Source organism: Nocardia grenadensis (genome assembly GCF_050942415.1).
Classification (GTDB): Bacteria; Actinomycetota; Actinomycetes; order Mycobacteriales; family Mycobacteriaceae; genus Nocardia; species Nocardia grenadensis.
Genome location: NZ_CP192054.1, coordinates 5,538,992 through 5,556,816, shown reverse-complemented (window position 1 = coordinate 5,556,816; position 17,825 = coordinate 5,538,992). Strand labels below are relative to the sequence as shown.

The window sequence follows — 17,825 nt, the reverse complement described above, 5'->3', positions numbered from 1 at the left end:
GGGCGACCGGATGTCGGGATAGTGCGGTGGGCGGTAGCGGACACCACCTGCGTCCGAACTGGACCGGGCACTGATGTTGAAGCTCGGGTTGTTGTGAAATTACTGCCCGGTTTCAGATCCGGGCAGCCAGGACGAGAGCAAAACGGTTGTCTGGGTCGGTCCAGGCGTGTTCGGTCGCGAAACCGGCGGCTCGTAGTTCGCCGTCGAGCCCGGGAAGGCGGAACTTCGCGGAGATCTCGGTGCGTATCTGCTCGCCCTGCGCGAAACGCGCGGTGAAACCGAGATCGGCGACCGTCACCGCCATGTCCCGGATGGCTTCCAGCCGCATCTCGATCCATTCGTTGCCGGCATCCCAGTGCGCGATATGGCGAAAGGCATCCGGATCGAAATCGGCGCGCAGCCGGGAATTGAGGACTCGCAGCACATTGCGGTTGAATTCCGCGGTGATGCCGGCGGTATCGTCGTAGGCGGGGACCATGATTTCGGGATCCACCACCAGCCCCGCGCCCAGTAGTAGTTGTTCGCCCGGTTCGAGGACATCGTGGATTCCGGTGAGGAATTCGGCACGTTCGTCGGGAACCATATTGCCGATGGTCCCGCCGAGGAACGCGATCATTCGGCGTCCGCCGCGCGGCAGCGTACCCAGGGTATCGGTGAAATCACTGACCACCCCGTGGACCGCCAGGCCGGGAAAGTCCGCGGCTACCTCGTCCGCCGAAGCACGCAGCGCTGTGGCCGAGACATCCTGCGGGACATAGGTTTTCAGCGGGCCCTCCGAGGTGAGAGCGTTGAGCAGGATACGGGTCTTGGTTGCCGATCCCGACCCCAGTTCGACCAGGACCTCCGCCTGCGCGGTGCGGGCGATGGCCGGAGCGACCGCTTCCAGGAGGGCGCGTTCGGTGCGGGTGGGGTAGTACTCGGGCAGTGCGGTGATCTGCTCGAACAGCTCGCTACCGCGGGCATCGTAGAACCATTTCGGCGGCAGCCATTTCGGGCTCGCGGTGAGACCGCGTCGCGCGTCGGCGCGCAGCGCCTCGGTCAGGGCGGCGTCGGTGAGATGGACTTCCACGATCGGCTGGGTCATGGCGTCAGGCTTTCGGTCGCGGTGGAGCGGCCGAGGTCGAGGGTTTCGACACTCAGCTCGCCGGGTTCGGCATGCACGAGACTCCGATCCGGCAGCTGCTGCCACCGGGTGTCGTCGTCGTAGGGTTCGGAGGAAAGTACGGCGAATTCGTCATCGATCAGCGCGTACAGCGAGTGGTAACAGGTCGTGGCCCACAGCGCCGTGCCGTTGCCGAGCAACAGGTTCACCCGGGCGTCGGGCGCGTGGTGCAGCACCCCGGTGACCAGCAGCCGCAGCGCGGTGCCGGGAGTTTCGGCGAGGCCGGCCGGCGGTTCGGGGTCGAGCAGCCGACGCAACAGGACCCACAGTGCGGCGGAATCGGTCAGTGCCTCGGCTTCGAGGAGATGACTGGTCTCGTAGCGGCGGGTCATCCCGGCCCGGGTGGCCGCCACGTCGAGATCGGACAGGACCGCGGTGAGCACCGAACGCCACCCCGGTACCACACCGTTGTGGCTGAATGCCCAGTTCGCCCCGCAGAACGGCGCGCACGCCGCGCGTTCCACCGGCATACCGACCGTGGCCGAGCGGACCGATCCGAGGACCGCGTGCGAGGTCAGCTGCGGCAGGACCTCGTCCACCGCGGGATCGGTCCAGATCGGATCGGCATTGCGGTAGCGGGTCACCGACGCCGTGTCCGGACGCCACCAGGCCACACCGAAGCCGTCGGCATTGATCGTGCCGCCGCCGCGCATCTCACGCGGTGCCCATGCCTGGGTGCGCAGCGAACGCGGGCCGCGGGTGAGCACGTCGCCCACCGGCACAGGTGCGCCCACATAGCCGATGTGCCGGCACATCAGGCCTCTTCCGGGCCCACGGTGCGGGCCAGCCGGAAACCGGCGAAGATCTGCCGGCGGATCGGATGATCCCAATTGCGGAAGGTGCCGCGGCAGGCGACCGGATCGGTACCGAAGGAGCCGCCGCGCAGTACGCGGTAGTCGCCGCCGAAGAACACCTCCGAGTATTCCCGGTAGGGGAAGGCGCGAAAACCGGGGTAGGGATGGAAACCCGAAGAGGTCCACTCCCAGATATCGCCGATCAGCTGGTGCACCCCGGCGGGTGAGGCGCCCGCGGGATAGGCGCCGATATCGGCCGGTTCCAGGTGCCGCTGGCCGAGATTGGCATGCGTGGAGTCCGGTTCGGCATCGCCCCACGGGTAGGCGCGGGTGCGTCCGGTATCCGGGTCGTAGCGGGCCGCCTTCTCCCACTCCGCCTCGGTGGGCAGCCGTTTACCGGCCCAGTTCGCGTAGGCCTCCGCCTCGAACCAGCACACGTGCACCACCGGTTGTTCGGGGCGCAGCGGCCGCAGCGCCCCGAACACCCGCCGCCACCACCGGCCGTCGGTATCGCGTTCCCAGAACTGCGGGGCCGTGAGCCGGGCCTCGTGCCGATGCGCCCAACCGCGCGTCGACCACAGCTCCCGTCGCTCGTAGCCGCCGTCGTCGATGAACGCGAGGTACTGCGCGTTGCCGACGGGTGCCGCGTCGATCGCGAACGCGGGGACGTGCACCGGATGTGCCGGCCGTTCGTTGTCCAGCGCCCAGGGATCGGTGGAGGTACCCATCACGAACTCACCGGCGGGGATCACCACCTCACCGCGCACCACCGTGCGCGCGGTGGGCGGGGCGGGGGCGGTCAGGACCGGTGCACCGGCGCGCAGCTGGTGCGTGGCGAGCATGGTCTCGTCGTGCTGCTGCTCGTGCTGGGCGATCATCCCGAACGCGAAACCGCCCGCGACCAGCCGGTCGCCTTGGAGAGGGCTACGGTCCAGCACATCCCACACCTTGTCGCGTACCGTGCCGACATAGCCGCGGGCATCGTCGGGGCCCAGCAGCGGCAGCTGCGGCCGATTCGGGCGCGCGTGCTTGAACGCGTCGTACAGTTCGTCGATATCGGGGCGCACCGGGTCGCGGCGGCCGACATCACGAACCAGCCACAACTCCTCCTGGCTGCCGATATGGGCCAGATCCCAGACCAGTGGACTCATCAGCGGCGAATGCTGGGCGCGCAATTCGGCATCGTCCAGGCAGTCGGTGAGCGCGGCGGTCCGTCGCCGGGCCCGGATGAGGGTGGCCGCGATGTGCTCGCGCAGGCGCTCGGTCTCGATGAGGTCGGCGTTCGGCCGGGTGCGGGTCACAATGCTGCTCCGCTCGTCGACGGGGGATCGGTGGGGTGCGCCGGCGCGCCATGGCCGGACTCGTCCTGTGGTGGCCGCCCGGCGGCGCACCGGCGGATCGCGGCATACAGCAGGGGCTCCGGACGGGAACTGTGCGCGGCGGCGGCCTCCAGGACGGCGACGGCGGCGGCCCGCAGCTCCGGCTCGGCGAGGCCGTGCCGGGCGGCGTCGTGCCAGCGTCCGGCCGTGGCGCCCACCGCGGCCGCCGCGTCCGCGACCGCGGCCGGGGTGGACAGCAGGGCGTCGACGACGGTGATCGGGACCGCCCAGCCGTCGCCGGGCTGCGCGTCGAGATAGCGGACCTCGAGGTATCCGGCGGGCCGGACCGGCGGGAACAGCGTGGTCAGGTGGTATTCGAGGTCGCCGATATCGGGTCGGCGGCCGATCACGTCGTCCAGGGCGCCGGACAGCCAGTCGCCGAAGGTCACATCCGGGGGCGCCGCCCAGGCGACCCGTCCGGCGGACTCGGACCGGCGGACACACAGCAGCGGGGCGTCCAGCGCCCAGCGGGCATAGCCGGTGACCGGATCGGGCCAGTCGGCGACCGGCGGGCAGGCGCGGGCCGGATCCAGGTGCAGCCAGGTGCGCATGCGCTGGGAGGCCCACTCCCCGGTGGGCGCCCCGCGCAGCACCGGCGAGCACGCGAACGCGGCGATCAGGGCGGGGCCGACGGCGTGCAGAGCGGTCCAGCGGGCGGTGAGGTCGGCGTGGTCGGCACCGATATCCACGCTGACCTGGGCGGCCGCGGTATTGCTCATCATCAGCCTCCCGTAGGGGCCGATCCGGGTGAAGTAGTGCTCCATCGCCCGGTATCGCGGTAGCCCCAGCTGACATCGGGGGGTGCGGGCCGGATCGGCGGCGGCGGCGACCATCCGGATGGACCGGGTGCCGAGGAGTTCGCGCAGCCGCTGTTCGTCGGCGCGGAGCCGGGCACACAGGTCGGCGGCGTCGGTGACGGCGATGCTGGAGAGTTCGATCTGCCCGCCGGGTTCGACGGTGACCCGGCTGCCGCCGGGTAACGGGCGGGCGGGGGAATCGGGCGCGATGGCGCGGGGTGCGTGGGGGCCCAGGGCCTGGGCCAGCAGTTCGGTCGTGGGCCGGGGCCCGGTCAACAGGTGGTGGGTCTCGCCCGGGGGCGGCCGTCGTGCGCCGCGGCGTGCCGTACGACCGGTACGGCAGACGGTGAACCATTCGAGTTCGGCGCCGACGAGCCCGGGTGGGCCCACCTTGAAACAGACGCCCCCGAGAAACGCTTCGGCCGCCGCGCGGCTGGACAGGGCCGGGTGCGCTGGTAGGTCGCTGGTCGATTCCGGATGTTCGAGCGTGACCGCCATACCAACCTCCGTGCGGCTTCTCGCTGGTTCGTATCTCGTGTTCGACTGCCCGAGCAGGTGTTCGATTGTCGGTTCGTCTTCGATCTACGGCGGGGCACCGGCCGGGCCGGCGGACCGCTCGGGCCTCGCGTGGAATCCAGGGTAGCGAGGGGGGCGGACACGTTTGCGCCGCGAACGGGTCAAGGATCCGCATAGGCTCGGGTGCATGGTCGATGAGCAGCGAGTACGTGACGATACGCCCGGAGTCGGGGCCGGGGCGGTTTTCCTGGACAGCGCGGGGTCCTCCCTTCCACCCCGAGTGGTCACCGAGACGGTGATCGCCCATCTGCGGCGTGAGGCCGAGATCGGCGGATACCGGGCCGCCAACGAACGCCTCGACGACCTGGCCGGGGTCAAGGAGGCGATAGCCACCCTGCTGAACACCACCCCCGACACCATCGCCCTCAGCGACAGCGCCACCCGCGGCTGGACCGACTTCTTCTACGCCGTTCCGCTACATTCCGGCGACCGTATCCTGCTCTCCGGGGCCGACTACGCCAGCAATGCCATCGCCGCCCTGCAACGCGCGCGGGCCACCGGCGCCCGGGTGGAACAGATCCCCAGCGACGAGATGGGCCGGATCGACCTCGACGCGCTCGCCGCGATGATGGACGACCGGGTACGGCTGGTCTCGCTGTTGCATGTGCCCACCAACGGCGGGCTGGTGAATCCGGTGGCCGCCGCGGCGCGGATCGCGCGCGAGGTGGGCGCGCTGGTCCTGCTCGATGCCTGCCAGTCCGCCGGTCAGCTGCCGCTGGATGTCGCGGAACTCGGGGTGGACGCGCTGTCGGCCACCGGCCGCAAATGGTTGCGCGGGCCCCGGGGCACCGGGTTCCTCTACCTGCGGCCCGAGTTGGCGGCCGCGCTGGAACCGGGCCGGCTGGATCTGCACAGCGCCCGGTGGACCGGTCCGCGGGAGTACGAGATGGCTCCGGACGCATCCCGGTTCGAGTTCTGGGAGCACGATGTCGCGGCCCGGCTCGGGCTCGGTGCGGCGGTGCGCTACCTGCTCGAGCTCGGGCCGGAGACGGTGTACTCGGCGATCGCCGAACGCGCCGAGTACCTGCGGGGTGCGCTCGGTGACCTGCCCGCGGTGACGGTCCGCGATCTGGGGGTGGAGCACAGCGGCATCGTCTCGTTCACGGTGGCCGGAACGGCGCCGGTGGAGGTCCGGGACCGACTGCTGGGCAAAGACATCACAGTGACGGTCAGCCACCGCGCGTCCACGCTGCTCGATATGTCCGCGCGGGGACTGGATTCGGTGGTGCGGGCGTCCCCGCACTGTTTCGTCGGCCGGGACGAGCTCGACCGATTCGTCGGTGCGGTGGCCGGGTTGTAATCGCGGCATCCAGTGCCTACCGGACGAGTTTCAGGGCATTCGCGCGAGGGATATCCCGGTGGCCGGTGAAGTATTGCCCCCTCGACACACAAACCGATATCGAAGCGAAAAGGCCCGCTACGCTACCAACGGCATCCCCTGGTACTGGGAAGTTCATTTGGCGCGCAGTCCGCGTCGCGTCGCGACCGCCCGTGCTTTCGTAGCAGATAACGGCCGAGAAGGGCGCGCAGCCGAGCGCGGAACTCGGATGTCCGGGGCAGCACGGTGGTATCCGCGATTACCGGTGTGATGGTGCGCAAGGCATGCAGCTGTCTGCCGGGTAGGTGCGTCGTCGCCGCGACGATCACCGCGTCGGCTCCGGTCCGGTCCAGTGCGGCGCGGAGTGTGGTGAGATGGTCCGGCCGGGGGTCGGCCGGGAGTTCGACCAGCCAGCGAAGCCGGTAACCATGGGCGATGGCGGCCAACCGCAATCGCGCGGTGACGAATCCGCGATGCCCGCATAAATCGGTGCGCAGGTAGCCGATGGCTATCGGCTGCCCGCCCGGTGCGGGAAGGGAATCGTTCGGGGTCGCGCCGGGTTCGTGATCGGTCACCGATAGACCTCGGGTGTCGCCGGTATCCACCGATCCACCTCGCCGTGGCGATACCACCCGTAAGGGTGGACGACCATCAGCCCGCAGCGTTCGAGCACCACCGGCGCGCGAAACCCGATATGTTCCACGGTCGGTGTCACAATGGCGCCGCCACCGAGCAATTCTGATTTTCGTAATGTCCATGGCAGCACATCCGCTCCGGATTCCACTACCACCCGGGCGACACCGTATCCGTGCGCGCGGGCGAAATCTCGACATTCGGTTTCGTGATGCTCTTGCTTTGTGCCACAGAGACTTTTGTTCAGGTATACGATCGCGATGGGCATGGCTCTGCCTTTGCTTCAGAGGCGATGGGGTGCAGCCCGGCGCAGGGCCCGATCGGGAGTAGCGGCCGCGATCGGACCACCGGTTACACAACGCTCCAGGTGGTGGAACCGGTGTTTCCCAATGGATTTCGGGAGATTGCCTGCGCCGGGCGCGAAATCAGTAGACCGGAACAGCACGTTATGTGGAACCGCCTCGGTGGAGATTCTTGCCCACTCGGCCCGGCATCCGTGCCGGGCCGATTCCGGCATTGTGTTCCGGGCCGGAGTGTTCCATAAATGCATTCGATAATTAGGGAAGGTAAGAAAATGGCGGGTGGATCCACACTCCCGAAACGAGCACTCGGCCGCGAACTGCGTCGACTGCGGGAACGCAGCGGTATCAGGCAGGCCGCCGCGGCCCGCGCCATCGAAGTGAGTCCTCAGACGATCGGCCGCATGGAAGACGGGCACGCGTCGCGGCCCACGACATTGCAGATCAACGGTCTGTGCGACCGGTACGGAGCATCGGACGAGGAACGCCGGTTCCTGCTGGATCTGCTGGAGGATTCACGGACGGCGAAACAGAGCGGGGGTGGGTGGTGGCGGGCCTACGCCGACCAGATCCCCGGGGATTTCAACCACTATCTCGCACTGGAGGAGTCCGCCACCCGGGTGACTACATGGCAGGAGACTCTGCTTCCCGGACTGCTGCAGATTCCGGAGTACCGGCGCGAGATGATCTGGACCGAAAGTCCGCAACTGGCTCCCGAGGACGTCGAACGTCGCATAGCAGTGTCAGAACAACGGATGAAGAATCTGCGTAACAGCAAGTTCGAGTTGAACGCGCTCTTGTCCGAGGCGGTACTGTGCCATGGAGTGGGCGGGTCGGCGGTTATGCCGCGCCAGCTGAAACACCTGCTCGCAGTCAGCGAAGCGGCGAATATCAGTGTGCGTGTCGTACCCTTCCGGGCACGCAGTCTGGTGGGCCTTCTCGTGCGTTCGTTCGTGTTCCTTGAATTCGAAATGCTGCCCAACACTCGTTTGATGGACCCACCGGTGGTCTACGTGGAAGGCTTTACCGGCAGTCTCTACCTCGAACGGCGGGAGGAGGTCGTGCAGTATCGGGCCGCCACCGAGGCGATCGAGCGTGTAGCTTTGAGCGAGCAGGAAACCCGAGCGTTGATCGCGAAGGTTGCGGAGGAGTTCAAGACGTGAAGACTGACCTGTGCGATGCGCGTTGGTTCAAGAGCCGACACAGCGGTCCCTCTCGGGATTGCGTCGAAGTGGCCGGGCTGGGCTCTGGGACGGTCGGAGTTCGAGACAGTAAAAATCCGACTGGGCCTGTGCTCTTGTTTCCCCGATCCCAATGGCAGGAGTTCGTGAGCGCCGCGCGTACGGGAATGTTCGACCGTTCATAACTCTGTTGTCCCAGTTGCCGGGCGGTTGCCCGGACCGCGGTCGCGGGATTCGCCACGATCTCTGGCCATGCAAGGAGTGCTGGTGATCGGTTCAACCGATGATCGGTAGTTCAAAAGCTGATACAACCCACCCGATCGGAAGTTCATAGGGGTCGCTCATCTCACTGGGGGCAGCGCTGGAGTCGGAACAGCAAATACCGGACCGGGCCAGGCCTTTTCGACGCCGCCGCGTGGGATGAGCTCTTGACCTCGGTGCAGCTCGACCGATCGTGATTCGTCCGGGTCTTCTTGAGCGGAGGGCCCCGACACACAGCGCAGGACGCCGGTCAACAGCACAACGATCATCGCAGTGCTCAAGGCATCGAATGCACCGGATGCGGTTGATGTTCAAGCGGCACGGATCGGTCGAGTCGAGGTGTGCCGGGAGCCAAGGCCGTGGTCGTCCCAATCTGCTGAAACCACGGAGCTTGTAGGCGCATCCTATAGTGATGGAGGGGTAATCCGCCGCACCGACACAGGGGAGATCCATGCGAACCGCCGACTTCGTCCGTACCATGCTCGCTACGGCGGCTGCGACAGCATTGGTCACTGGGTGCACATCGAGCACCGACGGAGCTGCGACCGGTACAACGGTGTCGACCACCACGGGGCCCATCGAAGTCTTCAATCCCTGTACCGAACTTCCGGACCAGGTCGTGACGGAGGCCGGGCTGAGTCCGGCCAGCAAGGACGTCGTGACCGATCCGCCGGAAGGGGAATCCTCCTGGCGGGTGTGTGCCTGGCTGACGCCCGATAACCTGATTCGGGTAAGCGTCTTGTCGACATCGCACAACCTGGACGAAGCCCGCGCGAACGACAACCTTGTCCACAAGGTAGAAACCACCGTCGGTTCACGCCAGGCGCTCCGCTCCAACGACAAGACCGAAATCGACGGTAAATCCTGCTACACGTCCTTTGCAGCCGAACAGGGGATGTTCGAGATCAAGGCCACCTGGTTCGAAGAGGAGGGCTGGACTCGCGACATCTGCGAGGTTTCCGGCGAGTTCGCCTCCGCCCTCGAACCGCACCTTCCGAAGTAGCGAACCCCGTACATCGGCTCTCGATAGGTGTGGAAAACATGAGTGACCAGCTGAAACATTGGCAGAATCTCAAGCAGCAGGCCATCGATGGTGAACTGCACGTCGAGTACGAGGTGGGAACACTTCTCCGCCAGGAATGTGACACACTTCTGTTCAATCTTCGAAAACGCCGCGACGATGCTATGACACTCGGCCGCCTCGCGGGTTACGGAGGTTTGCCCTCCGCACAGGATATGAAGAGCAAATTCGAGCTGAAAGCTACGGGGGGCGAGAACGGCGATTCGGCAGTGGACCGCATCGATGGGTTGATCGAGGTCGTGACCGTCATGAGCGACACCTACGCCGCCATGATCGGCGAACTCTCCGAGACCGATCAGCAGAACTCCTCCCAGACCACCGCCGCCGGGGAGGGACTCCGCTGATGCCCGCACCATTGCTGGTCGCTGCCGCGATCGTCGCCGCCGTCGCCACCGTCGATTCCGCAGTCGATGAAGTCACCGGCAACTACGACGAATCCGACGGCAACCGCACTCGCGCCTCCGATGCCGCCGGCGCCGGTGAGCAGGAGTGGAGCGGCGACCGGACACACATCAACAACGAACTGGCCCGGGTGAGCGAGGGTTTCGACGGCGAGTACGCCCCGGCCACCGCTACCAGGGAAGCGTTCAAAACCTGGACGCATCAGCAGATCTGGGAAGCACTCAACGGTAACTCCGAGCATCCGGCCGTGGCATCGGCCGATATCAATGCCGGTGCGGATGGCTGGCGGCGGCTCACCGGGGATCTTTCCGTCGCGCTCGACACCTTCGGCAAGAACGTCGACACGGTGATCAACGAGAAATGGGGCGGTCGGTCCGCGAACGCGGCGGTCGAAGGCACTCGTACGTTTACGACCGAGGCTTGCAAGCTGGTCAAGAGCTTCGAGATGGTCGCCAACGGTATCGACCTCATGCAGGGTTATCTGGCTCAGGCGAAGATGTCGATCGTGCCGCCGGTCGAGGTGTCCGGGTTCGATGAGTTCGTCGGCCATATTCCCGGCAACGGTGTCGTCAAGGCCGCCAAGCATCGCGCCAACGAGGCGCAGGCGCAGGCCCAGGATCTGATGATCGAGTTCTATCAGCCCGGAGTCACGGCCGTGGACAGCAAAACCCCGGTGCTGCCGGTGACGAAGAACCCGGTCGGTGACGGCGCCGGAACGCAGCAGCCGGTAGGACCCGGCGGCATGCAGAACCCCTCCGGTACGAACTCGAGTAGCACCAACCCGGCCGGGACGAACCCCGCCGGCACGACCCCGCAGGACACGGCCGCTCTCGGCCAGGAGACACCGCAGGATTCGGCAACCACTTCCGCCGGCACCGAAACTCCGGCGTCGACCACCCCGTCGACAGCGACGACACCGGCGAGCACCGTGCCGCTCGAGGAACCGGTGGGCCGCCCGACCACCACCACAGCCGGTTCGCCGAGTACCACTACCGGCGCACCGATGGTCTCCACCCCGGGTGGGCAACAGCCTGCGGGCACGCCGGGCCGCACTCTCGGTGGAACTCCCGGCAGTACGAACCAGACGGCCGGTCCCGCGACCCGTTCCGGTAGTCCGGCGGCTACCCGTGGCATGTCCGGGATGCCCGGCGCGATGGGCGCCGGTGGCCAACGCGGTCGCGGGGAGGACGACGACGAACACAAGACACCCGACTATCTCATCCAGGACCGCGCCACCGAACTGCTCGGCGAGCAGCCGCGGGTGCTTCCGCCGGGCGGGGTGATCGGCGCATGAACGAGTCAGGTCCGGAGGCGGTAGCGCAGCGTGACCACGCAGGGCTTCGCTCCGACACAGTGGGCACCGCGTGAACGGATCCCGCTGGCAGCTGGACGGTTACGATTTCACGCTGGCCCTCGAGGCCATGGGACGCGACCGGTTACCGTATCCGCTGGAATACCAGCCGCACCGGATGGCGCACGACGACGATTTCCGGCGGTACCGGCAGCTGTGCGCACGCCGGTTGCGGCCGGTGTTCGACGAGCGGCTGTACCGGGCGCTCACCGTGCTCCTGGAGCCGGAGATCCGCGTGGAGGTCTACGGTGTCCACGGCCTCCACACCACGGTACGGATGCACGCCGGCGTCGTCGGCCGAGTCGCTGTGCTGGCCGGCCAGTTACCCGGGCCGGCACGGAAATCCGGCGGCGATATCGTCCTCACCCAGCTCCGCACCGATCAGCTGGCTGCCCAATTGGTGGCGGGCCTGCCACAGATCGCGGCCGGCCGCCATCAACCCATCCGCGCCCGACGTAGCGACCTGAACGCACCCGTGTACTCCCGGCATCCCACGCGCCTGTCCCCGGAGGAGGAACTGCAGCGCTTCTTCCGCCGCCCCCGCACCGGCACCGGCGAGATCACCGTCTATCCGGGCTACACCGTCGACACCCGGCCCACCGGCGACGGGTACGCCTTTCTCTGGCTCGACTACCCGGACGACGGCCGCTACCTGCTGCACAACCACAACACCGACGATTTCACCCTCACCCCCGGCCCGGCCGACGAAATCCTGCACCAACTCCGCAGCCGCCTGGAAGCCGCCCACCGAGTCCGGACCAGCACCGCTCAGTGACGGACAAGACTGCCTGAGCGGCAGTGGTACGGGCTGCCGAGGCCCTCAGGATCACGGTGAGTCGAGTCGACCAGGCGTTCGGCCCGATGCACGCAGGTGAGCCCGCTCCCGAGCGGGGAACGGGCGTACCGGTTCGGCGGCTCATGCGTTGACCGGGATCGACAGCACCACCTCCTTCTCGTTCGCTGGCAGATAGTGTGCCGTGACGATCCGGCCGACCTGCACGTTTCCGATCGCGGTCGGCGGCAGGAACTTCTCGGAGCAGGTGGCGAAGGTGCTGCCGTCGGGACGGGTTACCACCAGTCCCACCGCGACTTTGGAGTATCCGTCGCGGATCTCGCCCGGGACGGTGAGCGACCGGACCACCGCCTGCGCCGCGATACCGCGGGCGGCGATATCCACCTTGGCCCAGGTGGTGAACCCCTTGCGGATCAGGGATGCGTTCATCACCCGCTGCGCCGCGGCGCTGTCACCGGACTGGTCCAGTTCGACGATCCCGGGCCGGTCCGGCCGGTAGCGGACGGGCAGCACCACACCGGGTGCCAGCAGGGCGAGTTCGGTGAGGGGGACCACCGTTCTCGCCGTGGCGTCGAATCGTTCGCCCTGCGCGCCCTCGACGCCGAACTCGATCCGGATCTGCGGTTGGTCGTTCAGGGTGACCCCGGTGTGGGTGAATGAGCGCACGGTGCCCAGACCCAGCGGTGCGTCACGGAACTCGCCGGTGTTGCGGCCGGTGAGTGCGGTGAAGATCCCCGAGCCGGTGAATGCGAAGACCATGACGACCAGGGTGGATGCGATGATCGGCAGGGCCAGGAAGCCGTTGAGCCAGGCCATGGCGGCCGGTTCGTAGACGGTGGGCTCGTAGGTCAGGCCGTGCCAGAGGTAGAAGCCGATCGCGAGCGCTTCGACGGCGAGGGCGGTGGCACGCAGGGCGCGGATCATGATTCTCTCCTGATGTTCGTGGTCCGGATACCTGGCCACCTCGTCGCCCCGGACGCATCGCCGCGGGGGCCGAGGTGCGGGGCGACGGGGAGCCGGATGTCCGGGCCGATCAGCCGCCGACGACGGTCGAGCAGGCGAAGGTGATCTCGAAGGCCGCGGTGGCGGGCCCGGCCAGCGGATTCGCCATATCGGGGGCGCTGATACCCTCGCCCGTCACGGTGTAGGTGTCGCCGTCCTTGGTCACCTGGGCGGACCCTCCGGGCCGGCCGTTGCCGTAACCGACCGCGTAGGGCATCCCGGAGGAACCGCCCTGGCTGCCGGCGATGGCCACCGCCTGCACGGTCTTGTCGTCGAGGATGCCGGCGCTGACGCTCAACTGCCCATACTGGGCGTTGTTGTTGTCCGTGAGGGCCAGTGCCAGGGTGTTGCCCTGCTTCACGCAGGTGGTCTCGAAATCGCCGGTCAGCGCCTTTCCGTCGACCAGCGCGGCCGATTCGCCACCGCCGGTGTCCCCCGCGGGGGCGGCGGCCGGCGAGCTCGGGGCCGCCGGGGCGGCGCTGGTGCCCGTGTCGTCGCCGCAGGCGGACAGCAGCAGGGTGGCGGAAGCGGCGAGGGCGACGGCGCCGAGGCGGAAGATGGTGGTGCTCATGGTGGGTCCTGTTCTCTCGGTGTTCCGGCCCGGTGTGCGTGGCCGTTACGAGAAAAGTAGGAATCGCTGCGCGCCTACCGATCCCAACTTTCGGCACCGCCACCCGGGTGAAACTCCGATAACCTGGGCACATGCGACGACCGCGGGCCATGGTGCTCGATGAGGTGTGGCGCGGTCTCGAGGGCGTCGAGGCGTTGAGCGGCCCCCAGGGCGGGCCGCTGCGCCGGACCGTGAAACTGATCCTCGACCCGCTGGTCATCCGGCCGGTGCAGTATCCGAGCTGCGGGGGCGCGGTACTGACGGCCGACGGTGCGACTCTGCTCGCCGCGCGCGTCTACGCGCACGCCGACGCGTTGCGCGCGACCGCGGCCTGGTTCACGCTGCTCAAACAGGTGCGCCGCCGATTGCGGATCACCGAGGGCACCGCGCAGGATCTGTATTTCCAGCGCTGTTTCGAGCTGGCCGCCACCCGGGGCCACCCCGATCCCCACCGGGACCGGGTGCGGGCCGAGGCGGTGTTGCGTGAGATCCACGGCTTCGCGGCCGGGCGCACCACCCAGGCCCTGAAAGACCATCTGACCGATCCCGCCCGGGCCGCGCTGCTCGACGATCTGCTCACCACGGCCTGGCGCCGCCGTCCGCCGCCACCCGCGGTACCGGTCGAGCACACCGCGCAGCTGCGGGAACTGCTGGACTGTGCGGTCGCCTCCCGCACCGGCACCGATACCCGCGCGGGTCGTCGCCTGCTCGACCGGTTGGCCGCCGCGAACGCGGGGACCCATTCCGGGATCGGATTGTGGTTCGCGGAAACTCGCGACGCCGCAACCGATCTCGCGCGGTATCGGGCGCACGAACTCGGCCTGACCACCCATTCTGTTCCGCGGCGCCCGGAGGTCGGGGAATCGGCGTCCACCGCGACGCTGGGGTTACCGTTCGATCGCACCGTGCACGAACGGGTTTTCACGGTGCTCCAGGTCTCCACCGAACGCGCCGAACTGCCACCGATCCCGGACCTGGTCGCCGCGGAGGTCGCCCGCAGTTGCGCACCGTGGGCATTGCTGGGCGAATCGTTGCGCGTCACCGCGGCCGCCGGCGTCGAGTTGGCCCTCGGTCTGGCGCCGATCGCACCGCCGGATCCTTGCCGCTCCCGGGCGGAGGCCGGCGCGTCGGCTGCGCACCGGCTGGTCAACGGGCGCTGGCAGCGCGAAGCCTATGTGCTGCAGGCCCGGCGGCTGGCCGTCCACCGGGTGCCCGGGGACGGCAACCCGCTCGCCGCCATCGCCACCGAACTGCGGACCCCGTGGCGTCCGTACCTGCGGCGCCTGTGGGTGCGGTTGCACGGGCGCGATGTCCGGGAGCTGCCGGTCACCGAACCCGACGAGCTCTGGGATCTGCTCGACGGGGTGGCCCGCTCGGTGGTGCTCGATCACCGCGCCCGGGTCCGGAAAGTTCTCAGCGCGCAGGCGGTGCGGGAGCCGGATACGGCCGAACCGAGGGCGGTGTGATGGTCGACAGTGTGCGTATCCAGCGAATCGGACCGGGGCTGTGGAGTATCGCGCCGCCCGGTTCGCCGACTCCGGCCGATACCGATCCCGGCCTGGACACCGCGGTACTGGAGGTCGCCGGCGGCCACCTGAGCTGGAGTGTGCTGGCGCCACCACAGATTCCGGCGGCGATCCTGCACGATCTGGACACCGCGCAGGAATGGTTGTGGGCGCTCTACGGCGCCGCTGTCGCGGTGGCGGCCGACGAGTACTCCGGGCCCGTGGAGCTGCCGGCCCGTCCGGAGCGACCCGAACTGGCGGCCGCGGTGCGCCGGCTCGGTTACGCGCACTGGGCGGCCCGCTGGTGGCCTGCCTCGATGGTGGACGGGATCCCGGCCCTCGACGCGGCCGAACTCGAGGGCGAGATCGCGGAATTGAGCGAGATCTGCGAGGGCGTCGTCGCCGGTGCCGATGCCGCGGAGCTCGTCGAGTCCGTGCAGATCACCGAAGTGCCGGAGATGGGATACCGCCTCGGTGGTCCCGCTTCCGGGCATGCCGCCGACTACGCGCTGGCCGCCGGTGGGCAGCGCGATCCACAGGCTGCGCTGGTACTCGAACGGGGTAGCGCGGGCTGGGACTGGCGGTACTGCCCGCCCGGTGTGGTCGATGCCTCCGAACGTGCCGTCTCGTGGGAACTCACGCGTACCGGGGGTGTCAACTCGCTGCGGGTCCGGGCGGTCGCGGCGCCGGGCCTGCGCGGGGAACCGCCCGCCCATCTGCGACCGTACGCGCTGGTCCGCACCCCGGCGGGCGATCACGGCGCCGCGCTGGTGCTGATCGGGGACAGCTGGACGGCCGCGGTAGCCGACACGGCGGACACGGTAGCGGGGGTGGAGGTCTATGTACCCGGGGTCGGCCCGGCGCCACCGCGGAGGGCGGACCCATCCCAGTTCGCCACGGAGCTTCCCGGTCCGGATCCGCGTGACCCCGCGGATCCGGCGGTGGATGCGCGGCAGCGAGAGCGGATCAGGGAACTCGCGCACGCCCGGCTGCGGCGTGCGGAGTCCGGCCCCGGAGTCGGCCCGGCGCGCGCCGGCGGGCCACCGGCGGCCGGGGGACCCACCGATATAGGACCACTGCGGGCCGAGACCACGGCCGCCGAAAAAGATTCGGATTTCTGAGATGAGCGCGGAAGAGCCCCCCGGACTGGAACTGCTGTACGAGGGCGCGGCCGCCTACCAGCGTGGCGATATCGCCGAGGCGCTGCGGATATTCGAACACGCGGTGGACACCACCACCGACGGAGTCCACACCAGCGCGCTGATCAATGCCGCGAGCATGTATGACGAACTCGGTGACCACCACGGTGCCGCGGCCCGGTACCGCGCGGCGTTGGCACGGATTCCGGCGGACGCCCGCGAGAAGCGGGCCTCCACACTGATCAATTATTCGCAGGCCCTCCAGCATCTCGGCTCGCTCGACGAAGCCCAAGCGGTGCTGGAACAGGCGCGGGATCTACTCGCCGACGCTACCGACCTGGGTGTGCTGCGGGTTTCGTGCCTGCTCTCGCTCAGCGCCGTCGCGGCCCATCGCAGCCAGTGGAGCCGGGTCATCGAGACCGCTACCGAATCGCTCGACACCGCACTTCGTTTCGCGCCCCACCTGGCCGGCCACCCACTGATGAACCTGGCCGGGGCGTATTTCGAAACCGGTCGCCGGGAACTCGGGGTGGATTTCGCGCAGCAGGCGCTGGCGGCGTTCACCGCGGCGGGGGACCGCGACGCCGTCGCCGATACCCGGCAGAACCTGGCCCAGCTCTTCGGCCGGTTCGGCCGGCTCGACGAGGCGGAGGAACTGGTGCTGGCCAGTCAGGCCTACTACGAGCGGGCGGGACTCCGGTACCGGGCGGGAGTCGGCTGGAAGATCCGCGGTTTCCTGGCCGAATGCCGCGGTGAGGTCGATCGGGCCGACGAATGGTATCGGCGCGGCCTCGACTGCTTCCAGGACTCCGGGGCGGTACTCGACGCCGCCTCCGTGCAGTGCCGGCTCGCCACGGTGGCCTACGCGCGCGGGATGGTCGGGGAGGGACAGCGGCTGCTCGACGCCGCGTTCACCGTCTACGCCGAACGCGGTCTCGGTCTGCAGTGCGCGCAACTCGATTACTGGCACGCGGTGCTGGTGCAGATGGTGGTCGACGATATGGATTCCCCGCCCGCCGAACTACTGGCGCTGGGCCGTGCCCTGGCGGTACCCGCCGCGATCACCATCGACGCGGTGCGCTACACGCTGCCGGGCGGCAGTCAGCGCGAGCGGTGGAACCGGGAGATCGCCGACCCCGCCGTCCGGCTGGCCTTCCGCTTCGCCTACCTCTGCGGGGATGCCCGGCTGCTCACCGATCTCATCGAGACACAGTGCGCGGGGACGACACTGGATACGACCCCGGGTGAACGAGTGGAACGCCCGCAGTTCCCGCTGGACGATCCCGTACCGCCGACAGCCGGCGAATCCGGATCCGGCCCGCTGCATCTGGGTGCCGCCCTGGCCCGGGTCGCGGCGGCGGCCGGCCTACCGGTGGCGCCGCCCGCGCGGCTGGCCGTGGGGCCCGACGCGCGTATCGCGCTCGGGGACTACATCGCGGCCGCCGAACAGCGGTACGGACAGCGCGTCCGGGAGGATCGGGTGATCGCGGTATGAGCGGGGATCGGAGTACGGGGGAGTTGTGCTGAACGATCAGCCCACCG

General features: G+C 68.5%; 18 protein-coding genes. 10 read left to right on the top strand and 8 right to left on the bottom strand.

Features of this window, described 5'->3' with window-relative positions:
* Positions 1-112: 112 nt before the first annotated feature.
* From egtD to egtA, 4 genes are read right to left on the bottom strand one after another with little or no spacing between them, the layout of a single operon-like run.
* The gene (gene egtD / locus ACQPYS_RS25565; RefSeq protein WP_433491040.1) at positions 113-1,084 is read right to left on the bottom strand and encodes an L-histidine N(alpha)-methyltransferase; all 972 of its coding nucleotides are present in this window, start codon (positions 1,082-1,084) and stop codon (positions 113-115) included.
* The gene (gene egtC, locus ACQPYS_RS25560) at positions 1,081-1,917 is read right to left on the bottom strand and encodes an ergothioneine biosynthesis protein EgtC (protein ID WP_431940100.1); all 837 of its coding nucleotides are present in this window, start codon (positions 1,915-1,917) and stop codon (positions 1,081-1,083) included. Before egtC ends, egtD begins: the two co-directional genes overlap by 4 nt.
* Positions 1,917-3,227 carry an ergothioneine biosynthesis protein EgtB gene (gene egtB / locus ACQPYS_RS25555; protein ID WP_431940188.1) on the bottom strand — a complete coding sequence of 437 codons (1,311 nt, stop codon included), beginning with the start codon at positions 3,225-3,227 and terminating at the stop codon, positions 1,917-1,919. The genes egtC and egtB overlap by 1 nt, the downstream gene beginning before the upstream one ends.
* Before the next feature lie 26 nt (positions 3,228-3,253).
* Positions 3,254-4,630: an ergothioneine biosynthesis glutamate--cysteine ligase EgtA gene (egtA, locus tag ACQPYS_RS25550; RefSeq protein WP_433491039.1), complete on the bottom strand. Its 1,377-nt coding sequence runs from the start codon at positions 4,628-4,630 to the stop codon at positions 3,254-3,256.
* 205 nt (positions 4,631-4,835) lie between these two features.
* On the opposite strand from egtA, the gene ACQPYS_RS25545 reads away from it, so the two are divergent.
* Complete coding sequence (locus ACQPYS_RS25545) at positions 4,836-6,008, top strand: aminotransferase class V-fold PLP-dependent enzyme (RefSeq protein ID WP_433491038.1); 1,173 nt, start codon at positions 4,836-4,838, stop codon at positions 6,006-6,008.
* 122 nt (positions 6,009-6,130) lie between these two features.
* Here the strand turns inward: ACQPYS_RS25545 and ACQPYS_RS25540 are convergent, their stop codons facing one another.
* The gene (locus tag ACQPYS_RS25540) at positions 6,131-6,601 is read right to left on the bottom strand and encodes a hypothetical protein (RefSeq protein ID WP_433491037.1); all 471 of its coding nucleotides are present in this window, start codon (positions 6,599-6,601) and stop codon (positions 6,131-6,133) included.
* Positions 6,598-6,927, bottom strand: coding sequence for a hypothetical protein (locus ACQPYS_RS25535; RefSeq protein WP_431940104.1), 330 nt, complete (start codon positions 6,925-6,927; stop codon positions 6,598-6,600). Before ACQPYS_RS25535 ends, ACQPYS_RS25540 begins: the two co-directional genes overlap by 4 nt.
* Positions 6,928-7,233: 306 nt before the next feature.
* On the opposite strand from ACQPYS_RS25535, the gene ACQPYS_RS25530 reads away from it, so the two are divergent.
* The 6 genes from ACQPYS_RS25530 to ACQPYS_RS25505 all read left to right on the top strand — a co-directional run bounded on the left by ACQPYS_RS25530 (position 7,234) and on the right by ACQPYS_RS25505 (position 12,009).
* Positions 7,234-8,121 (top strand): DUF5753 domain-containing protein, encoded by an 888-nt coding sequence (locus ACQPYS_RS25530; protein WP_433491036.1) that lies wholly within the window; start codon positions 7,234-7,236, stop codon positions 8,119-8,121.
* Positions 8,118-8,324, top strand: a complete 207-nt coding sequence (locus tag ACQPYS_RS25525) for a DUF397 domain-containing protein (RefSeq protein WP_433491035.1) — start codon at positions 8,118-8,120, stop codon at positions 8,322-8,324. The genes ACQPYS_RS25530 and ACQPYS_RS25525 overlap by 4 nt, the downstream gene beginning before the upstream one ends.
* Positions 8,325-8,851: 527 nt before the next feature.
* Complete coding sequence (locus tag ACQPYS_RS25520) at positions 8,852-9,403, top strand: DUF3558 domain-containing protein (RefSeq protein WP_433491034.1); 552 nt, start codon at positions 8,852-8,854, stop codon at positions 9,401-9,403.
* Positions 9,404-9,441: 38 nt separating this feature from the next.
* On the top strand, positions 9,442-9,825 hold the full coding sequence (locus ACQPYS_RS25515; RefSeq protein WP_433491033.1) for a hypothetical protein: 384 nt from the start codon (positions 9,442-9,444) through the stop codon (positions 9,823-9,825).
* A complete protein-coding gene (locus ACQPYS_RS25510) occupies positions 9,825-11,177 on the top strand; it encodes a hypothetical protein (protein ID WP_433491032.1) in 1,353 nt (450 codons plus the stop codon). The genes ACQPYS_RS25515 and ACQPYS_RS25510 overlap by 1 nt, the downstream gene beginning before the upstream one ends.
* Positions 11,178-11,247: 70 nt before the next feature.
* The gene (locus ACQPYS_RS25505) at positions 11,248-12,009 is read left to right on the top strand and encodes an ESX secretion-associated protein EspG (RefSeq protein ID WP_433491031.1); all 762 of its coding nucleotides are present in this window, start codon (positions 11,248-11,250) and stop codon (positions 12,007-12,009) included.
* Positions 12,010-12,150: 141 nt separating this feature from the next.
* Here ACQPYS_RS25505 and ACQPYS_RS25500 read toward each other — a convergent pair whose 3' ends face one another.
* Positions 12,151-12,951, bottom strand: coding sequence for a hypothetical protein (locus ACQPYS_RS25500; protein ID WP_433491030.1), 801 nt, complete (start codon positions 12,949-12,951; stop codon positions 12,151-12,153).
* A gap of 109 nt (positions 12,952-13,060) precedes the next feature.
* Positions 13,061-13,600, bottom strand: a complete 540-nt coding sequence (locus ACQPYS_RS25495; RefSeq protein WP_433491029.1) for a lipoprotein LpqH — start codon at positions 13,598-13,600, stop codon at positions 13,061-13,063.
* A 149-nt stretch (positions 13,601-13,749) separates the two neighbouring features.
* On the opposite strand from ACQPYS_RS25495, the gene ACQPYS_RS25490 reads away from it, so the two are divergent.
* The 3 genes from ACQPYS_RS25490 to ACQPYS_RS25480 are packed head-to-tail and all read left to right on the top strand — an operon-like array spanning position 13,750 to position 17,778.
* Positions 13,750-15,105, top strand: coding sequence for a hypothetical protein (locus ACQPYS_RS25490; RefSeq protein ID WP_433493132.1), 1,356 nt, complete (start codon positions 13,750-13,752; stop codon positions 15,103-15,105).
* A gap of 11 nt (positions 15,106-15,116) precedes the next feature.
* Positions 15,117-16,265 (top strand): hypothetical protein, encoded by a 1,149-nt coding sequence (locus ACQPYS_RS25485; RefSeq protein ID WP_433491028.1) that lies wholly within the window; start codon positions 15,117-15,119, stop codon positions 16,263-16,265.
* A 1-nt stretch (position 16,266) separates the two neighbouring features.
* The gene (locus ACQPYS_RS25480) at positions 16,267-17,778 is read left to right on the top strand and encodes a tetratricopeptide repeat protein (RefSeq protein WP_433491027.1); all 1,512 of its coding nucleotides are present in this window, start codon (positions 16,267-16,269) and stop codon (positions 17,776-17,778) included.
* The last annotated feature ends 47 nt before the right edge of the window (positions 17,779-17,825 follow it).

What these genes read in the sequence shown, in the direction of transcription:
- egtD (WP_433491040.1), bottom strand. Translation starts at nt 1,084, where the DNA reads ATGACCCAGCCGATCGTGGAAGTCCATCTCACCGACGCCGCCCTGACC.
- egtC (WP_431940100.1), bottom strand. Translation starts at nt 1,917, where the DNA reads ATGTGCCGGCACATCGGCTATGTGGGCGCACCTGTGCCGGTGGGCGAC.
- egtA (WP_433491039.1), bottom strand. Translation starts at nt 4,630, where the DNA reads ATGGCGGTCACGCTCGAACATCCGGAATCGACCAGCGACCTACCAGCG.
- ACQPYS_RS25545 (WP_433491038.1), top strand. Translation starts at nt 4,836, where the DNA reads ATGGTCGATGAGCAGCGAGTACGTGACGATACGCCCGGAGTCGGGGCC.
- ACQPYS_RS25535 (WP_431940104.1), bottom strand. Translation starts at nt 6,927, where the DNA reads ATGCCCATCGCGATCGTATACCTGAACAAAAGTCTCTGTGGCACAAAG.
- ACQPYS_RS25530 (WP_433491036.1), top strand. Translation starts at nt 7,234, where the DNA reads ATGGCGGGTGGATCCACACTCCCGAAACGAGCACTCGGCCGCGAACTG.
- ACQPYS_RS25520 (WP_433491034.1), top strand. Translation starts at nt 8,852, where the DNA reads ATGCGAACCGCCGACTTCGTCCGTACCATGCTCGCTACGGCGGCTGCG.
- ACQPYS_RS25515 (WP_433491033.1), top strand. Translation starts at nt 9,442, where the DNA reads ATGAGTGACCAGCTGAAACATTGGCAGAATCTCAAGCAGCAGGCCATC.
- ACQPYS_RS25510 (WP_433491032.1), top strand. Translation starts at nt 9,825, where the DNA reads ATGCCCGCACCATTGCTGGTCGCTGCCGCGATCGTCGCCGCCGTCGCC.
- ACQPYS_RS25500 (WP_433491030.1), bottom strand. Translation starts at nt 12,951, where the DNA reads ATGATCCGCGCCCTGCGTGCCACCGCCCTCGCCGTCGAAGCGCTCGCG.
- ACQPYS_RS25495 (WP_433491029.1), bottom strand. Translation starts at nt 13,600, where the DNA reads ATGAGCACCACCATCTTCCGCCTCGGCGCCGTCGCCCTCGCCGCTTCC.
- ACQPYS_RS25490 (WP_433493132.1), top strand. Translation starts at nt 13,750, where the DNA reads ATGGTGCTCGATGAGGTGTGGCGCGGTCTCGAGGGCGTCGAGGCGTTG.
- ACQPYS_RS25480 (WP_433491027.1), top strand. Translation starts at nt 16,267, where the DNA reads ATGAGCGCGGAAGAGCCCCCCGGACTGGAACTGCTGTACGAGGGCGCG.